At 68.7% G+C, this 14,521-nt stretch carries 19 protein-coding genes; 10 read left to right on the top strand and 9 right to left on the bottom strand.

Annotation, left to right across the window (positions count from 1 at the left end; translation table 11 throughout):
* Positions 1 to 33: 33 nt before the first annotated feature.
* From DMB37_RS08905 to DMB37_RS08880, 6 genes are all read right to left on the bottom strand, one after another.
* Entirely contained in the window at positions 34 to 942 is a 909-nt protein-coding gene (locus DMB37_RS08905) for a hypothetical protein (protein ID WP_135232293.1), read from the bottom strand.
* A gap of 48 nt (positions 943 to 990) precedes the next feature.
* On the bottom strand, positions 991 to 1,611 hold the full coding sequence (locus DMB37_RS08900) for a hypothetical protein (RefSeq protein WP_135232292.1): 621 nt from the start codon (positions 1,609 to 1,611) through the stop codon (positions 991 to 993).
* 201 nt (positions 1,612 to 1,812) lie between these two features.
* The gene (locus DMB37_RS08895) at positions 1,813 to 2,007 is read right to left on the bottom strand and encodes a hypothetical protein (protein WP_135232291.1); all 195 of its coding nucleotides are present in this window, start codon (positions 2,005 to 2,007) and stop codon (positions 1,813 to 1,815) included.
* 112 nt (positions 2,008 to 2,119) lie between these two features.
* Positions 2,120 to 2,779, bottom strand: a complete 660-nt coding sequence (locus DMB37_RS08890; RefSeq protein ID WP_255508394.1) for an HAD-IA family hydrolase — start codon at positions 2,777 to 2,779, stop codon at positions 2,120 to 2,122.
* Between the two features lie 16 nt (positions 2,780 to 2,795).
* On the bottom strand, positions 2,796 to 3,437 hold the full coding sequence (locus DMB37_RS08885; RefSeq protein WP_135232289.1) for a DedA family protein: 642 nt from the start codon (positions 3,435 to 3,437) through the stop codon (positions 2,796 to 2,798).
* Positions 3,434 to 4,168 carry a class I SAM-dependent methyltransferase gene (locus DMB37_RS08880; protein WP_135232288.1) on the bottom strand — a complete coding sequence of 245 codons (735 nt, stop codon included), beginning with the start codon at positions 4,166 to 4,168 and terminating at the stop codon, positions 3,434 to 3,436. Before DMB37_RS08880 ends, DMB37_RS08885 begins: the two co-directional genes overlap by 4 nt.
* A gap of 133 nt (positions 4,169 to 4,301) precedes the next feature.
* On the opposite strand from DMB37_RS08880, the gene DMB37_RS08875 reads away from it, so the two are divergent.
* From DMB37_RS08875 to DMB37_RS08865, 4 genes are all read left to right on the top strand, one after another.
* Complete coding sequence (locus DMB37_RS08875) at positions 4,302 to 5,423, top strand: sensor histidine kinase (protein WP_135232287.1); 1,122 nt, start codon at positions 4,302 to 4,304, stop codon at positions 5,421 to 5,423.
* Entirely contained in the window at positions 5,420 to 6,067 is a 648-nt protein-coding gene (locus DMB37_RS08870) for a response regulator transcription factor (RefSeq protein WP_135232286.1), read from the top strand. The genes DMB37_RS08875 and DMB37_RS08870 overlap by 4 nt, the downstream gene beginning before the upstream one ends.
* A 123-nt stretch (positions 6,068 to 6,190) precedes the next feature.
* On the top strand, positions 6,191 to 6,358 hold the full coding sequence (locus DMB37_RS40435; RefSeq protein WP_159080611.1) for a hypothetical protein: 168 nt from the start codon (positions 6,191 to 6,193) through the stop codon (positions 6,356 to 6,358).
* 36 nt (positions 6,359 to 6,394) lie between these two features.
* Entirely contained in the window at positions 6,395 to 7,144 is a 750-nt protein-coding gene (locus DMB37_RS08865; RefSeq protein WP_135232285.1) for a DUF2382 domain-containing protein, read from the top strand.
* 104 nt (positions 7,145 to 7,248) lie between these two features.
* Here DMB37_RS08865 and DMB37_RS08860 read toward each other — a convergent pair whose 3' ends face one another.
* Both DMB37_RS08860 and DMB37_RS08855 read right to left on the bottom strand, forming a co-directional pair.
* Positions 7,249 to 8,157 carry an AfsR/SARP family transcriptional regulator gene (locus DMB37_RS08860; protein ID WP_135232284.1) on the bottom strand — a complete coding sequence of 303 codons (909 nt, stop codon included), beginning with the start codon at positions 8,155 to 8,157 and terminating at the stop codon, positions 7,249 to 7,251.
* Complete coding sequence (locus DMB37_RS08855; protein WP_167768783.1) at positions 8,154 to 8,657, bottom strand: cupin domain-containing protein; 504 nt, start codon at positions 8,655 to 8,657, stop codon at positions 8,154 to 8,156. The genes DMB37_RS08860 and DMB37_RS08855 overlap by 4 nt, the downstream gene beginning before the upstream one ends.
* A 101-nt stretch (positions 8,658 to 8,758) precedes the next feature.
* Between DMB37_RS08855 and DMB37_RS08850 the strand changes: the two genes are divergently transcribed.
* The 3 genes from DMB37_RS08850 to DMB37_RS08845 all read left to right on the top strand — a co-directional run bounded on the left by DMB37_RS08850 (position 8,759) and on the right by DMB37_RS08845 (position 11,035).
* Positions 8,759 to 9,676, top strand: coding sequence for a LysR family transcriptional regulator (locus DMB37_RS08850; protein WP_135232282.1), 918 nt, complete (start codon positions 8,759 to 8,761; stop codon positions 9,674 to 9,676).
* Positions 9,677 to 9,835: 159 nt separating this feature from the next.
* Entirely contained in the window at positions 9,836 to 10,009 is a 174-nt protein-coding gene (locus tag DMB37_RS40430) for a hypothetical protein (RefSeq protein ID WP_167768782.1), read from the top strand.
* Between the two features lie 318 nt (positions 10,010 to 10,327).
* The gene (locus DMB37_RS08845) at positions 10,328 to 11,035 is read left to right on the top strand and encodes a PIG-L deacetylase family protein (protein ID WP_135232281.1); all 708 of its coding nucleotides are present in this window, start codon (positions 10,328 to 10,330) and stop codon (positions 11,033 to 11,035) included.
* A gap of 46 nt (positions 11,036 to 11,081) precedes the next feature.
* Here DMB37_RS08845 and DMB37_RS08840 read toward each other — a convergent pair whose 3' ends face one another.
* A complete protein-coding gene (locus DMB37_RS08840; RefSeq protein ID WP_135232280.1) occupies positions 11,082 to 11,660 on the bottom strand; it encodes an HD domain-containing protein in 579 nt (192 codons plus the stop codon).
* Positions 11,661 to 11,803: 143 nt separating this feature from the next.
* On the opposite strand from DMB37_RS08840, the gene DMB37_RS08835 reads away from it, so the two are divergent.
* The 3 genes from DMB37_RS08835 (at position 11,804) to DMB37_RS08825 (ending at position 14,519) form a co-directional block, all read left to right on the top strand.
* Positions 11,804 to 12,967 (top strand): glycosyltransferase, encoded by a 1,164-nt coding sequence (locus tag DMB37_RS08835; protein WP_135232279.1) that lies wholly within the window; start codon positions 11,804 to 11,806, stop codon positions 12,965 to 12,967.
* Positions 12,968 to 13,086: 119 nt separating this feature from the next.
* Positions 13,087 to 13,278 (top strand): DUF3046 domain-containing protein, encoded by a 192-nt coding sequence (locus DMB37_RS08830; protein WP_135232278.1) that lies wholly within the window; start codon positions 13,087 to 13,089, stop codon positions 13,276 to 13,278.
* Positions 13,275 to 14,519, top strand: a complete 1,245-nt coding sequence (locus DMB37_RS08825; protein ID WP_240772309.1) for a phosphotransferase — start codon at positions 13,275 to 13,277, stop codon at positions 14,517 to 14,519. The genes DMB37_RS08830 and DMB37_RS08825 overlap by 4 nt, the downstream gene beginning before the upstream one ends.
* Positions 14,520 to 14,521: the final 2 nt, after the last annotated feature.

The following is a 14,521-nucleotide window of genomic DNA, read 5'->3' as shown; positions in this document are numbered from 1 at the left end:
GCGCTGCGCTGCAGACCGAGGCGTCCACTTCAGCTACTTTCGGCCGGCCAGCACCCTATCCACCTCGGGATCGCCGAGTTCGCTGAGCCAACTCAGCAAGTCCGGGTCGGCGGCCGGGTTCGCCGCGACCCGTGCGCGCAATTGCGGCCAGCGTTGGGCGATTTCGTACAGTGCCGCCGGTGCGGTCAGTGGGTCTGCGGCGCGGGCACCGTCCGGCCGGGCGTCGAGCGCGGAGTTGCCCGCGACGTACTCGGTGTAGCTGGACTGCGGGTTCGGTGCCGCGTACCCGACGGGACTGGTCGGCGCGTTTGCTGCGGCGCGGGGGGCCTGCGGGCGGGATGGGGTGTGCCCGGTGTGGCTTCGCTGCGTGCTCGGTGTGATGGTGCCCGGGGTCGTCGGTGCCGGAACATCATAATCCGTTGTCGCCGAAGCACTTCCGGCCGGACCGTTTCCGAAGATCAGCGTCTCGAGGCAGTTTCGCGCGGCGTTGACCAGGCGCCGTTCATGATGACCGGCGGGTGCGCGAAGCACCCCTCCGCCCTGATTGCGGACCCAGATGCCGAACTGCCTCGCCGTTGAGAACAAGTACGCGGACACACCAAGTAGCACGAGGCCGAGGACAAAGCCGGCCACACCGGAGGTGGCCGGCGCGCTGAACAGCGACAGCAACGCGACCAGCAACGACCCGGCCCCGAAGACTAGATGCCGGGTGGACACCGCCTCACCGACGGCGATCTCGCTCACTTTGCCGAGCGGTGTGGCCTGCTCCAGACTGCCGCGCGGAATCACCGCGAAAATGGTGTTCGGCCTGTGCACCACGACCCGGCGATCGGTCACCACCAACCCGACCTTCAAATGACTCAAAATCAAGTGCGGGCTGAACTGGGTCGACAGCCGCAGCGTTTCGCCGGGCATGAGCCTGATCGAGGTCTGGTCGTGCATGGTGTTTCCGTTCGGCGGTGCGGTTCGGGACGGGTTCGCGACGCACCACTACGTCCGGTGCTGGAGCCACTGGGTAGTCGACGTCGCGCAGGCCAGCAGGAGGGTGAGGACTGGGAAGACGAGTAGTCCCAGGGATATTCCGCCTGCGATCGCGGCTAGGGGGTCGACGTTGTCTGCGCCCATATCTCGGTACAGCACTGCGTTGCGGGCGCGGATTGCGAAGAACGACAGGACGCCGAGCACGATTACGGTCAGGCAGCCGAGGGTGATCAGTGCGCGGCCGGCGAAGCGGCGGCGCAGCAGGAAGACGGCTCCTATACCGAGCAGGGCGGCGGCGATTACTTGTGCGATGCCGGAAACGACGAGGTACTCGCTGTACCAACCGGTGTAGCTCAGGGTTTTCGGTCCGCCGCGGTCGGCGTCGAGTGCGGCCACGGAAATCAGATTGCTCGATCCGCCGATCAGGTGGGGGACGGTGCCGAGCAGCGCAAGAATCGCTGCGGTCTTGGCGGTTCCGTTCAGCGGTGTGGCCGTGGCCCGCGGCGCCGGGTACGGGGGGCCGAGGTACTGGGCAGCCAAGAATGCCGGGGGGCCGGCCTGTGTTAGCAGGGCCGGACGCCGCGCGCCCGAATACTTCGGCGGGCGAGGGAGCGACGACGGATCGATCATCCCGTCATCGTCGCGTCTCGGTGGCCATCCGGGTATCCACCGAATAGCTGACAGGGCAGCGCATCCCGCAACCCCGGACGGTCGCGGGATGCTTACCTGGGAGGTAGGCACCCGTTTCCTCCCGGGCCGGGGATATCCGCCGCGGCACCCGCAGCGCGTCCGACACCCGCCGTCGGCGAATGGTGCGCTACCAGCCCGGATTCAGCGCAGTTGGTCTCGGCGGCGCATTTCTTCGGCCCTGGCGCGCAGCGCGGCGTTCACCAGTTCACGGCCCTCGGCCACCAGGTCGAGCACCTCCCAGGAGGCTTTACGGGCGGCACCGCCGACGATGCCGGCGATCGCACCACCGTGGCGGCGTGCGGCGGCGGCGAGTTCTTGGGCGAGTTCATTTTCCATCAGGCACCGACCGTTACGTGAGATCGAGTGAATAAGTGTGTGCCGAACAACAGGTGTGCATAGGTCGACCATCCCTTCCTGACTGCCGCTATCCGGAACGCTCCGCGCAAGATCAGAGTACAACCGTACACTGACCGAGGTCACGGCCGGGAGAGCGCAAAATCGAAGCCTCCGCGAAGCGTAAACCGTGCTCGGTCCGCCTGGTACCCGAGAGGTCGCGCACGACGATGTCCGCGGGGGTGTCCAGCGCCCGCTCGCCGACGCCGACGACGCAATGCGGTCCGGCCGCGATTCCGGCCGCCACCCCGGTGACGCTGTCCTCGAAGATCACGCAGTGCTCGATCTGCCGACCGAGTTGCCGCGCCGCCAGCAGATATCCCTCCGGGGCCGGCTTGCCCGCTCGGACGTCGGCGGCCGTGACGGTGACGGACGGCAGGGAGATTCCGGCCGCACCCAACCGCGCCGCGAGGAGAGCGGCCGAGGCCGATGTGACGATGGCGCAGTCCGCGGTCATCGCCGCCACCAGTTCGCGCGCGCCGGGCAGCGGTTCGGTGTCGGTCGCCTCGGAGATCTCGATGTCCTCGATCCTGGCCAGCCCGGCCGCCCGCGCGTCCTCGGGAAGGAACAGGCGCACCGTTTCCATCGAACGTCGACCGTGAATACCGGGCAGTACCACCGCGGGATCGAGGCCGTACTCCCGCGCCCAGCGCGTCCACGCGCGCTCGCCGCTGTCGACCGAATCGACGAGCACGCCATCACAATCGAAAAGCACTGCGGTACAAGCCACATCAGTGGGCAACGGGTCGCTCCTGTTCAATCGTCATCGTTTCCAGCACCCGATGGCCCGGTGCGCCGCGCACCCAGGTGAGCAGGGCGACTACACCGACGGCCGCGACGAGCGCGGGTCCGGCCAGCGGGATCAGGCGTTGCGCGGAGCTGGCTGCCGCATACCCGGCCCCTGCTTCCGCCGCTGCCCACACTACGGCCGCCCCCGCGCTGTAGGGCGCGATGCGGTGGTACGGCAACCCCGCCGCACCCGCCAGGTGTGGTGCCAACGTGCGGATCACCGGCAGGAATCGACCGAGCGCGACCGCTTGGCTACCACGCCGAGCCATCGCCTGTTCGGTCCGTCGCCACGCCGCCTCCGGGATGCGGCGCCCGAGCCGATTCGTCCGCAGTCGATCGCCGAGCAGGCGTCCGGTCCGATGCCCGAGCGCATCGCCTGCCACGACGGCGAGGGTGGCTACGCCGAGCAGCACCACTGGGTCGAGCTGTCCGGTGCTCGCCAGGGCCCCGGCGGTCAACATGAGCGTGAGGGTCGGTACGAAAGCGCCTATCAAGAGTATTGATTCGGCGAGCACGGCGGCCACCACGACGCCGTAGGCTGCTACGGCAGGGACCTGGTGCAGCAGTTCCGCGAGAACCGTCATGGTGTGCGCCTTCGTATTCCGCTGTCGATGAGGCCGGCGGTGACCGAGTCGCGGGATGCCTCGGCGGCTACGGGAGTTTGGAGGCGCCAGACGTCAGCGGGCGGCAAGTTTCCCCAAACGTGCTCGCGCCCACTGCTGTATCGGTCGCGGTAGTGGTGCAGTACGTCGTCGACGAGACGGTGTCGGGTCGCCTCGGCGCGGGAGGCCAGTATCGATCGAGCCATGCGGGTGCCGCGGTAGGCGAAGAAGGTCAGCGTCCCGCCGGGGTGCAAGAGCTCGAAGTATCGGTTCATGATTCGTTCGACTTCGGCGGGTGTGAAGTTGGTGAACGGCAGTCCGGAGACGATCACGTCGTAGCGGCATCCGGTGTCGAGCTGCTCGACGAAGCTTTCGTGGAGGTGCACGCGCCGTGCCGTGCCCGCCGGCCCCGGGCAGCCGTGCACCAACTCCCGGAGGTGTTGAGCGAAATGGGGATTGGGCTCCACCACGTCCAACCGGCTGCCCGGCCCGATCAACGGGAGCAGCGCGCGGGTCACCGATCCGGTGCCCGCACCGGCCTCCAACACCGCCAGCGGTCGCCAGGCCTGCGCGCGCACCGGTTCGGTGAGCGCGGCGGCGAGACGGCGGCTGCTCGGCGCGATCGCCCCGGTGGTGCGCAGATCGCGGACGGCCTCGCGCAGGAACATCCACCCCGAGGACCCCCGACGGTGCGAAATAGTATGGCTCTGCATGGTTTTCGACGCTATGCAGCACCTGACCTCCGCAAATCCGCCGTTGTGCGACGCCGAACCCCGACGAAAGTAGGGGGTCGGTCCGGCCGATAGGCGGAGGTAACCGACCGGTATCCAGCTCTACGGTGGGGGAGTGGAGACAGACATACCGACTCGTTGGCCTTGGTGGGCCGAGGCGGCGCTGACCGGCTCGGTCACCGCGCTGTCGGTGCAGGACGCCGCCGTCTCCGTGGGCGGGCGGTGGCTGGAACTGCCGGTTCTCGTGGCGTTGCTGGCCGGTCTGTCCGTCGCGGGTCGCCACCGGTGGCCGCTGGCGACGATGGTGGTCGCCGTGTTCGCCGCGGGTGGCTGGGGGCTGATCCTGCCGTTGCTGGTGATCGCCTTCCAGCTCGCGGCGCTCGGGCGGCTGCGTCCGGCGATAGGCGCGGTGGTGTGCGCGTTGGTCGCGAACCTGCTGGTCCGGCCCACCCTCGACCTCTGGCAGCCGCGCGGTTTCGGCCCTGCCCTGCTGTTGGCGCTCGTGGTGGCCCTCGGCCTGTGGGTGCGCAGCCGCAGGCGGCTCGTCGACGCGCTCGCCCATCAGGTCGAGCATCTGCGCATCGAGCGGGAACTGCGCGAGGAGGCCGCCCGGCTGGCCGAACGCTCGGCGATCGCCGCGGAGATGCACGACGTGCTCGCCCACCGGCTCAGCCTGCTCGCCCTGCACAGCGGTGTGCTGGCCAGCCGTACCGACACCTTGCCCGCCCCGGTGGTCGAACGGCTCGGCCTGCTGCGCAGCACCTCGACCGCCGCGCTGAACGAGCTCCGCGAAGTCCTCGGCGCCCTGCACGAGACCGGTTCCGCACCGGAACTCGCACCCACGCTGCAAGAGCTGGACGATCTGGTCGACCAGGCGCGCGCAGCGGGGCAGGAGGTCGAGTCGAGCACCGTGGGCGACCCGGAACAGGCCCCGCTCGCGCACCGGCTCGCCGTGTACCGCATCGTGCGGGAAGCGCTCAGCAACGCCCGCAAGCACGCGGGTGACGCCGCAGTCGTCCTCCGGGTCGTCTACACCGCCCCGGCGACTACTGTCGAGGTCATCAATACTGCTGGGGCACAAGGGTATCCAGCAGTCTCCTCCGGCTTCGGGCTGATCGGTCTGCGGGAACGCGTTGCCGCCCTCGGCGGGGAGTTCGAGGCAGGCCCTGCGGGCGCGGGCGCTTGGCGCGTCGCGGCAACCCTGCCCCGCCCCACACAGAACGGAACCGCCCAGTGATCCGAGCCATGATCGTCGACGACGACGCCCTCGTCCGCCTCGGTCTGTCCGACCTGCTCGGCACCGATCCCGGGATCGAGGTGGTCGCGCAGGCCGCCGAGGGTCTCCAGGCGATCGAGCAGGCGACCGCGCACCGAATCGATGTCGCCCTGATGGACGTGCGCATGCCCCGGATGGACGGCATCACCGCGATCACCCGGCTGCGCGCCCTGCCGCATCCGCCGAAGATCATCACCCTGACCACCTTCGACCTCGACGAATACGTCTACAACGCGCTCGCCGCGGGGGCCGACGGATTTCTGCTCAAGGACACCGACCCCGCCGAGATCCTGCGCGCGGTCCACCTGGTCGCGGCGGGTTCGGCGATGCTGCACCCGGCGGCCGCCCGGCGGCTCATCGACCGCTACCACCACACCGCTCGGCCACGCATCGCCGCGGCCCAGCAGCGCATCGACCGGCTGACCCCACGAGAGCGCGAGGTACTCGCCCTGCTCGCCGAAGGGGCGACCAACGCCGACATCGCGGCGACCCTCGGCATGCGCGAGAGCACGGTGAAGGCACACGTCAGTCGTATTCTCACCGCCCTCGAAGTCACCAACCGGGTCCAGGCGGCACTGTTCGCCCGCGACATATCCGCCGGTTGAGGGCCGATTTCACGATCGAGGTGTTTGGTCCAGTGCACGCCGGGTAGTTGCCTTCATGTAGCTGATCGGCCGGATTCCACCTCAGGAATCGGGAACATTCACTACAAGGGCAGGAGCAGACTGATGCTTGATATTGCCTACCGAAAATCCGCGATCGACCAGGACACGCAACGGCTGGATGTCAGCAGATATCTGGCCTGGGGCAACGTCGATGATCCGGTCCGACGCTCGCGGCAATCGCAGCGAATCGCCGAGGATCTCGACCAGTCCGATCAAAAGGCAAGTGCCTGAATCAATTCCATCGAATGCACGCGGAGGAATCACATCATGACCGGAATGCTGGAAGAACTCATCGGAAGCGCTGTGTACGACCCGGAAGGCGACAAGATCGGCAAGGTCAAGCGGATCTACGTCGACAACACCTCCGGCGCACCGACCTGGGTCTCGGTGACCACGGGGATGTTCAGCGGCGATTCGCTGGTCCCGCTGGCGGGCGCCGAGCTGCGGCACGACCCGGAAGCACTGCAGGTGCGCGTCGACAAGGAGGAGGTGAAGACCGCGCCGCATCTCGAGCACGACGGTCTGATCAGCCCCGAAGCCGAGCGCGAACTGTTCGACCACTACCACATCGACCCGAACCGGGCCGGCATGGATCTGGGCGGCAAGCAGCAGATGCGCGGCGGCCGCCGCCCCGACGACAAGGGGATGGTGCGCTCCGAGGAGCGCCTGGCCGTCAACAAGCAGAACGAAGAGGTCGGCCGCGCACGACTGCACAAGTACGTGGTGACCGAGGAGCAGACCGTCACCGTGCCGACCACGCACGAAGAGGTCCGGATCGAGCGCGAGCCGATCACCGACCGCGCGCAGATGGGCCGCGCCGACATCGGCGAGCAGGAGGCCGAGGTCACGCTGCACGAGGAGCGGGTGACGGTGCAGAAGGAAGCCGTGCCGGTCGAGCGGGTCCGCCTCGCCGTCGACGAGGTGCAGGACGAGCAGACCATCTCCGAAACGGTACGCAAGGAGCGGATCGAGACCGAGGGTGTGGAGAACGATCGCCGCAACCCGGGTCGTAGGTGAGCGTCAGTTCGCCGATAGCTATCGCTGGGTGAGGATCGGGGTGAACCTGATCCTCACCCAGATATCTGCTGGTTGTTGGCCGGAGGCAAGGGGGGCAACAGTATTCAGCGACCTGGCTGCAAGCGCCGGAATCGGTGCGCGGCGGTCGCGACGTCGCGGTACCGGATGATCCGCTGAGTCGAATACGCTGGGTTGCTCGACCTTTCACTGAAACTGGCCGGATGCAGCGCCGGATCGTGCCGGAGGATGCGCAGCTCGAGCTCGACGGTTTCCGGAGCGAGAGCGGCGCCGAACTGTTCGGCGAGGTTCAGTCGTAAGCAGCGCAGGCGATCGAGTGCGTCGACCTGGCGGCCCGCACGGTAGAGAGCCAGCGCGTGCAGCCGGGCCAGTGGCTCGTGCAGCGGCTGCTCGCCCGCCAAAATGCCCATCTCCCTGAGACATTCGAGCCCGGAGCCGAGCCGCAGCGCGGCATCCAGCCCGGCAACGGTCAATTCCAGCCGCCACTCGTCCAGCCTGCTCGCCTCCACCGCCGCGTACGGCGCCCACAGCAGGTCGGCCAGCGCGGGCCCACGCCACAGCCGCAGCGCCTCGTCGGCGGCCGCACCGACCTCGGCGTACCGACCGGCCCGCCGCGCGGCGTGCAGCCGATCCGCGATGGATTCGGCGGCCAGCAGATCACCGGCGGCCATTGTCGTGCGATAACCCGCCGGGGTGCGCAACACCGTCGCGCCGTGCTCTCCCAGTGCCGTCCGCAACCGCGACACGACGACCCGCAGCCGTTCGACCGGTCGCGAGATCTCCCCGTCACCCCACAGGTCGGCGGCGAGTCGCCGGTCGGGCACCGGAATCCCACCCGCGAGCGCCAGCCGGACCAGCACCGCCCGCTCCAGCGGACGGTCCACCCCGATCGTGCGCGCACCGTCGGTGACCCACGCCGACCCGAGCACGCGGACCTGCGCGTGTCCCGCGTCGGGGATAAGGGCGGGAGTGGTGATGCGCTGTGCCGCAGTCATTCTCGCGCTCCCCTCCGATGCGCGAGAGCCGGACCCATGAGGGTGATCCCGTAATGCGCGAATTCGGCTTCGACCTCCGCGCCCGAGGGGCGACGAAAGCCGGTGGGCGGCAGTGCCAGCTCGGTGGCCGTGGTGCCGAACGCCCGATGCACCTTCTCGACACCGGCGGGTGTGTAGTGGTGCAGCACCCGCGCCGTTGCTGTGTGCACCGCGAAACCATGGGGGATGCCGCGTGGCAACCACACAGAGGTGCCGGGTTCGGCGTGGATGCGCGCCAATCCACGGTGCACGGTGAGCTCCCCTTCCAGCACGAAGCACAGTTCGTCCTCGCGCGAATGCAGATGGACCGGCGGCTCGTCACCTTTCGCCACCACGACCTCCGCCAGCGACAGCACCCCACCCGTGGTCTCGGCGAGTTGATGCCAGATCACCAGACACCCGAACGCCCATTCCGCGATCGGCTGGTGATGCCCGAGCTCGTGACGGTGTTGTTCCGGCAAGGTACGGCTCCTCGATTGGTGACCCCCGATGTGTTCCATGGTCGATCCGCTCGCCCGAGAACGGAAACACCGATCCGCTGTCGGATCTACAATCCAGACTTGTGGATGTGGAATTCCGGCACCTACGTGCGTTCCACGTACTGGCCACCGAGCTGAACTTCACCAGGGCGGCGGCTCGTCTGCACCTGAGCCAGCAGGCGCTGAGCAACCAGATCAAGCAGCTCGAAACGCGCATCGGCGCAACGCTTTTCCAACGCAACAGTCGTCAGGTGACGCTCACCGACGCCGGTCGGACGCTGCTGGCCAGGGTGCCCGACATCCTGGACACCCTCGGCGCGGCGATCGCCGATACCCGCGACACCGAGTCCGGGCAGCGCACCGAGTTGATCATCGGCATCCGGGTGGCGACCGGCCTGGACATCACGCCGCGGGTGCTGCGCGCCTTCGCGGCGGATTATCCGCACGTCGCGCTGACCGTCGGCAAGGTCGAATTCGACGATCCGAGTGCCGGCGTGCTGGCCGGGACCTCGGATGTCGGGCTGATCTGGCTGCCTGCGCCGGACGGCCTGGACGCGACGCCGCTGCTGGCCGAGGAGCGGATCGCCCTGCTGCCCGCCGACCATCCGCTCGCCGCGGGCACCTCGGTCCTGCCCGCGGACCTGGCCGTCCAGCCGTTCGCGTGGTGGATCGACAACCGGGATCTCGCGTCGCGCGACTTCATGACGCTGGCCGAGTACCGCGACGGCCCGCCGCTCATCGGCGCCGAGGTGACCACGCTGGAGGATCTGCTGGCCGCGGTGGGCAGCGGCCAGGCGGTCGCGGTCTCGGTCGCCTCGGTGTCCCGGTTCTTCCCGTGGTCGGGTGTCGTCGCCCGGCCACTGCTCGATGTGGCGCCCGCGGTGCTGGCCGTCGCTTGTCGCGCGGGCGACGATCGGCCGCTGGTGACGGCGTTCGTCCGGATCGCGCGGAAGGTGGCCGCCGAGCTGGTCGCCGAGGGCGCGACGATCGAAACGCCCTGATCGCCGGGGTGCTACCTGCGGCTGGTCGGTAGTCAGGGTGAACCCTGATCTTCACCCGGATATCGGTGTTGACCTGGTGATTTATCGTCACGCAGCTGCCAGAGTGGAACATGTCGGATCGTCGGAGAGCGGTTCGCAGAGACCCTCGGAGGCTGGCACATGTTGTGGAAGATCATCGGTATCGTCGCGGTCGTCTGGATCGCGCTGGCCATCATCGGTGCGTTGATCAAGGGGCTGTTCCCGATCCTGGTGATCAGCGCCATCGTGTTCGGGCTGTACCTGCTGTACAAGGCGGTGTCGGGCTCGGACAACTCCTCGGTCAGCAAGCTGTAGCTCCCGCCCGCTGACGGCTTCTGCGCGCCGGGAAGCGCTGCGAAGCCGGGTGGGCGGTAGTCGGACGGATCCAGGTGTGGCCGGGATGCCACCAGGAGGCGCGAGCGAAGTCGCGAACCCGTCCGGCCAGGGGCCGTGCGCTCCCCGATGAGGGGAAAGCGCGCGGCCCCTTATCTTTTACAACTGGCGGCAACTGATCTCGTTCGAACATGGGTAACTCGTCGGGCACCGGCCAACCTAGCCGGTTACCGACCCTCGGCCGCCAATGCCACAGTCGCGGCACTCTAGTCTGGCCTCAAAACACGGAGAGGCGGAACAGTGCAGGAGCTTGCCGAGGATTGGCACCGCGGACTCGTCATCGTCGCGCACCCCGACGACATCGAATACGGTGCGGCTGCGGCAGTGGCGCGCTGGACGGGGCAGGGCAAGGACATTCGCTATGCCCTGGTCACCAGCGGCGAGGCCGGGATCGCCGGACTGCCGCCCGCGGAATCCGGGCCGCTGCGCGAGGCCGAGGAGATCGCTGCCGCCAAAGCCGTTGGCGTGCACCAGGTGGAGTTCCTCGGCTACCCGGACGGACGGGTCGAGGAGTCCCTGCAACTACGTCGCGACCTGGCTGCCGCGATCCGCCGTCACCAACCAGAACTGGTGGTGCTGTTCAACTTCGGCGACACCTGGGCTCCCGGGTTCGCCAACAGTGCCGATCATCGTGCCGTCGGCCGCGCGGCCTTGGACGCCATCTCCGACGCCGGTAACGAGTGGATCTTCCCGGAGCTCACCGATGCGCCGTGGTCGGCGCGCCGGGCAGCGGTGATGGGCCCCAAGGCAACTCACGCCGTCGACGTCACCGCGCACATCGAGCAGGCCGAGGCGTCGCTGGCCGAGCACCGCCGCTATCTGGAGGCGCTCAGTGCCGAACCGGTGGCGGACCAAGTTCGCGCCATCGTCGACCGGGCAACCGGCCCGATCGAAGGCTTCCCCGCCGAGCGTGCGGTCGGCTTCGAGCTCTACAACTTCGGCGGCTGACTCGGCGCCGATGGTGCGGGTGAACCGGCGCCGGCGGCCTCGGAACCTATTTCACATCGTCTCGATCTCGGTCGAACGGATGTTGGGCAGCGGCAACGCGTTCGATGACGGGACGCCAGGATGCGAGGGGCGCGACGGTGAGGCCGACCACCTTGCCCGCGTCATCGGCGCGCCGCAGCGCGAGGGCGGCATCGAAGTCCGGGTCGGCCCGGAACTCGGTGATCTCCGCGGCGTTCATCGGGCCGCCCTGCGCCAGCAGGGTGCGTTGACTGGAGGGGGACAGGCCAGCGGTGTGCGCCGAATCCGTCGCCGCCAGATAGCGTTTCGCGACCACATGCAACTCGACCAGCCGCGCGACGCGATCGCCGAGCAGTGCGCGGATCGCCTCCGCGCCGTGTCGGCCGTGGCCCGCGTCGTCGCCGGGCACCAACTGGTGGCCGATGTCGTGCACCAGCCCGGCGACCTGTAACTCCGCATCCAGCGGATACCGCTGCCGCAGCAGTTCCGCGCATTGCCGGTCGTGGTCGAGGATGTCGACCGGATCGCCGCTGCGGTCCGGCATGTCCCAGACGTCCGCGCCGTTCGCCAGCAGCACCATCAATTCGTCCACCGTGGACACTCGCACGATCGCTCCAACTCTCGGGCACCTATTGGTCTAGACCATAACGCGGCTCACCTCGGAGGTCACGTGAAGTTCCGCTGTCGAGCAGGTGAAGACGCGGCACGTAGCTGCTGTCGAGCCGTAACGGCGTGTGGCAGGCTATGCGGATGCGAGTAGCCGTAGTTGCGGGACCCGATCCGGGGCATGCCTTTCCCGCCATCGCGTTGTGCTTGCGTTTCCTGGCCGCCGGTGACGAGCCGGTGCTGTTCACCGGCCCGCGCTGGTTCGACGCCGCCCGCGATGCCGGTATCGGCGTGCGCCGGTTGAAGGGGCTCGCCCCGCGCCCGGCCGACGACGACACCGACGCCGGCCAGCGCATCCACCAGCGCGCCGCGCACATCTCCACCGAGATCCTGCCCGACCTCGGCGCCATGCTGCCCGAACTGGTCGTCTCCGACGTGCTCACCGCGGGCGGTGGGATGGCCGCCGAACGGCTCGGCGTGCCCTGGGTCGAGCTGTCCCCGCACCCGCTCTACCTGCCGTCGAAAGCCTTGCCGCCCATCGGGAGTGGCTTGGCTCCCGGCGAAGGGCTGCGTGGCCGCATGCGCGACGGTGTGCTGCGCACCATGACCGCTCGCGACATCCGCAACGGTCTGCGCCAGCGCGAACAGGCCCGCGAAAGTGTCGGCCTGCCCGCCACCGACCCGGGTCCGGCCGCCCGCCTGATCGCCACCCTGCCCGCGCTCGAGGTGCCGCGTCCCGACTGGCCGGACAACACCCACGTCATCGGCCCCCTCTTCTGGGAACCGACCGAGGCGATCCTGGCGCCGCCGCCCGGGGATGCTCCGCTGGTGATGGTCGCCCCGTCCACCGCGCACACCGGCGTCGCGGGCATGGTCGAGACCGTGCTCGAAGCTCTGGCTGGTGCCGATGTCCGCATGGCGATCTCGATGCTCGACACCCCGCCCGCCGACCTACCGCCCTGGGCGACAGCCGGTTTGGGACGCCAGGATGAACTCCTCACGCACGCCTCGGTGGTCGTGGGCGGTGGCGGGCACGGCTTGCTCGCGAAGTCTTTGTCCGCTGCCGTTCCGGTCGTTACCGTTCCCGGCGGCGGCGACCAATGGGAACTCGCCAATCGAGCTGTCCGCCAAGGAAGTTCACTCCTGGTCCGGCCGCTGACCGCGACCGCCGTCCGCGCCGCGGTGCTGGAGATCCTGACGACTCCTCGCTTCGCCACCGCCGCGAAACACGCCGCGGCCGGCGCAGCGGACGTCGCCGACCCGATCGAGCTGTGCCACCGAGTTCTCGACTCGGTGCGCGCGGGATAGTGCCGTCATCGCGGCCGAACGGTTCGGGTAACCGCAGCCCACTACTGCTCCGCGCGGACGCGGTCGGTGAGCAATAGGGCAGGTGGGGCTCTCGGGGCCGCGCGAGTATCTTGGGCACAGTGCGATTGACGGAGTTCCAGGAGCTGTTGCATACCGAATTCGGGTCGGCGCGGGGCGATGCCCTGCTGGCCGATCATGTGATCCCGTCGCTGGGGCGGACGGGGGCCGATGCCATCGAAGCCGGGGTCGATCCGCGCGACGTGTGGCGGGCACTGTGCTCGGAGTTCGACGTGCCGCGGGGACGCTGGTGAGCACGTCGGGACGGGCCGTGGAGCAGGAGGAGCCGCTCTACCGGTTCGACGAGCGTGAGCGGATGATCCCGGTGGACCCGCAACGGCTGGCGGCGCGGCTGGCGAAGGCGCAGCCCACCGACTTCACCGGCTTCCGGCAGACCGGGATCGAAGCGATGCTGCTCGGGCGCTACGGCCAGGCCCTCGATCTGCTGGATCGGGCGTTGGAGCTGGTGGACACCGAGGAACGCCGGATCACGGTGTGGATCAATCTCGGCGACGTCTACCGCTACCACGGCGATGCCGGTACCGCCGAGACGCTGTATCGCCGGGCCGTCGAACACGCGCGGGTGGCCGCGCCGGAGGTGTTGTCGTTCGCCGTGCAGCATCTCGGTAAGGCGCTGGCCGAGCAGGGACAGCTGACCGAGGCGCACGTGCTGCTACGCGAGGCGTTCGACCTGCGGACGGCCGAAGGCGATCCCGAACTGATCGAATCCACCCGGGTCGCGCTGGAAAGACTTCCCGCACTGCCGATTCCGTTGCCGCCGAAGGTCGCCGCGCTGCTCGGCGCGGATGCCACCTGGTCGGTCGAGCACGAAGGGCAGAGCGGCGGAGTCGCTTTCGTCAACGACACCTACTGGGTCAAGCGGGGACCGAAGGCCGTCGCGGAACACGAGCGACTGAACTGGCTGCGCGACCGGGGGATTCGGTTACCGGAGACCGTCGTGTTCGACGGTGACGTGCTGGTGCTGGCCGACGCGGGCGCCGCGAGCCTGGCCGCGCGGGACGACGCGGGCGCGGGTGAATCGTCGGTGGGCGCGGTCATGGGGGCGTTGCTGCGCCGGCTGCACGACATTCCGATCGCCGAGTGTCCCTTCGACGGCAGGCTCGACGCGGTGCTGGCGCAGGCGCGCCGGCACGTCATCGAGGGCCTGGTCGATCTCGACAACTTCGATGACGAGAACGCGGGACTCGCCGCCGAGGATATCCTCGCGCGCCTGCTCGACGAACGTCCCGAGCACGAGGATTTGGTAGTGGCGCATGGCGACTTCACGCCACCCAACGTGCTCGAGGGTGCGATCCTGTTGGACGTCGGCGCGCTCGGAGTGGCGGATCGGTACCGCGACCTTGCGCTGGCCGTGCGCGATCTGCGTGACGACTTCGGCGAGGCCGAAGTGAGCGCCTTCTTCGCCGCGTACGGTCTCGGAGAACCGGATCGGAGTCGCCTGGAGTATTACCGGCTGCTCGACGAATTGTTCTGAGG

Origin of the sequence: Nocardia sp. CS682 (genome assembly GCF_004634405.1) — a bacterium.
GTDB lineage: Bacteria > Actinomycetota > Actinomycetes > Mycobacteriales > Mycobacteriaceae > Nocardia > Nocardia ninae.
The sequence above is the reverse complement of the archived record's forward strand: the minus strand, read 5'-3'. Positions and strand labels throughout refer to the sequence as shown.

Bases quoted from the DNA above. Each gene is read 5' to 3' on its own strand.
- DMB37_RS08905 (WP_135232293.1), bottom strand. From the start codon at position 942: ATGCACGACCAGACCTCGATCAGGCTCATGCCCGGCGAAACGCTGCGG.
- DMB37_RS08900 (WP_135232292.1), bottom strand. From the start codon at position 1,611: ATGATCGATCCGTCGTCGCTCCCTCGCCCGCCGAAGTATTCGGGCGCG.
- DMB37_RS08895 (WP_135232291.1), bottom strand. From the start codon at position 2,007: ATGGAAAATGAACTCGCCCAAGAACTCGCCGCCGCCGCACGCCGCCAC.
- DMB37_RS08885 (WP_135232289.1), bottom strand. From the start codon at position 3,437: ATGACGGTTCTCGCGGAACTGCTGCACCAGGTCCCTGCCGTAGCAGCC.
- DMB37_RS08880 (WP_135232288.1), bottom strand. From the start codon at position 4,168: ATGCAGAGCCATACTATTTCGCACCGTCGGGGGTCCTCGGGGTGGATG.
- DMB37_RS40435 (WP_159080611.1), top strand. From the start codon at position 6,191: ATGCTTGATATTGCCTACCGAAAATCCGCGATCGACCAGGACACGCAA.
- DMB37_RS08865 (WP_135232285.1), top strand. From the start codon at position 6,395: ATGACCGGAATGCTGGAAGAACTCATCGGAAGCGCTGTGTACGACCCG.
- DMB37_RS08860 (WP_135232284.1), bottom strand. From the start codon at position 8,157: ATGACTGCGGCACAGCGCATCACCACTCCCGCCCTTATCCCCGACGCG.
- DMB37_RS40430 (WP_167768782.1), top strand. From the start codon at position 9,836: ATGTTGTGGAAGATCATCGGTATCGTCGCGGTCGTCTGGATCGCGCTG.
- DMB37_RS08835 (WP_135232279.1), top strand. From the start codon at position 11,804: ATGCGAGTAGCCGTAGTTGCGGGACCCGATCCGGGGCATGCCTTTCCC.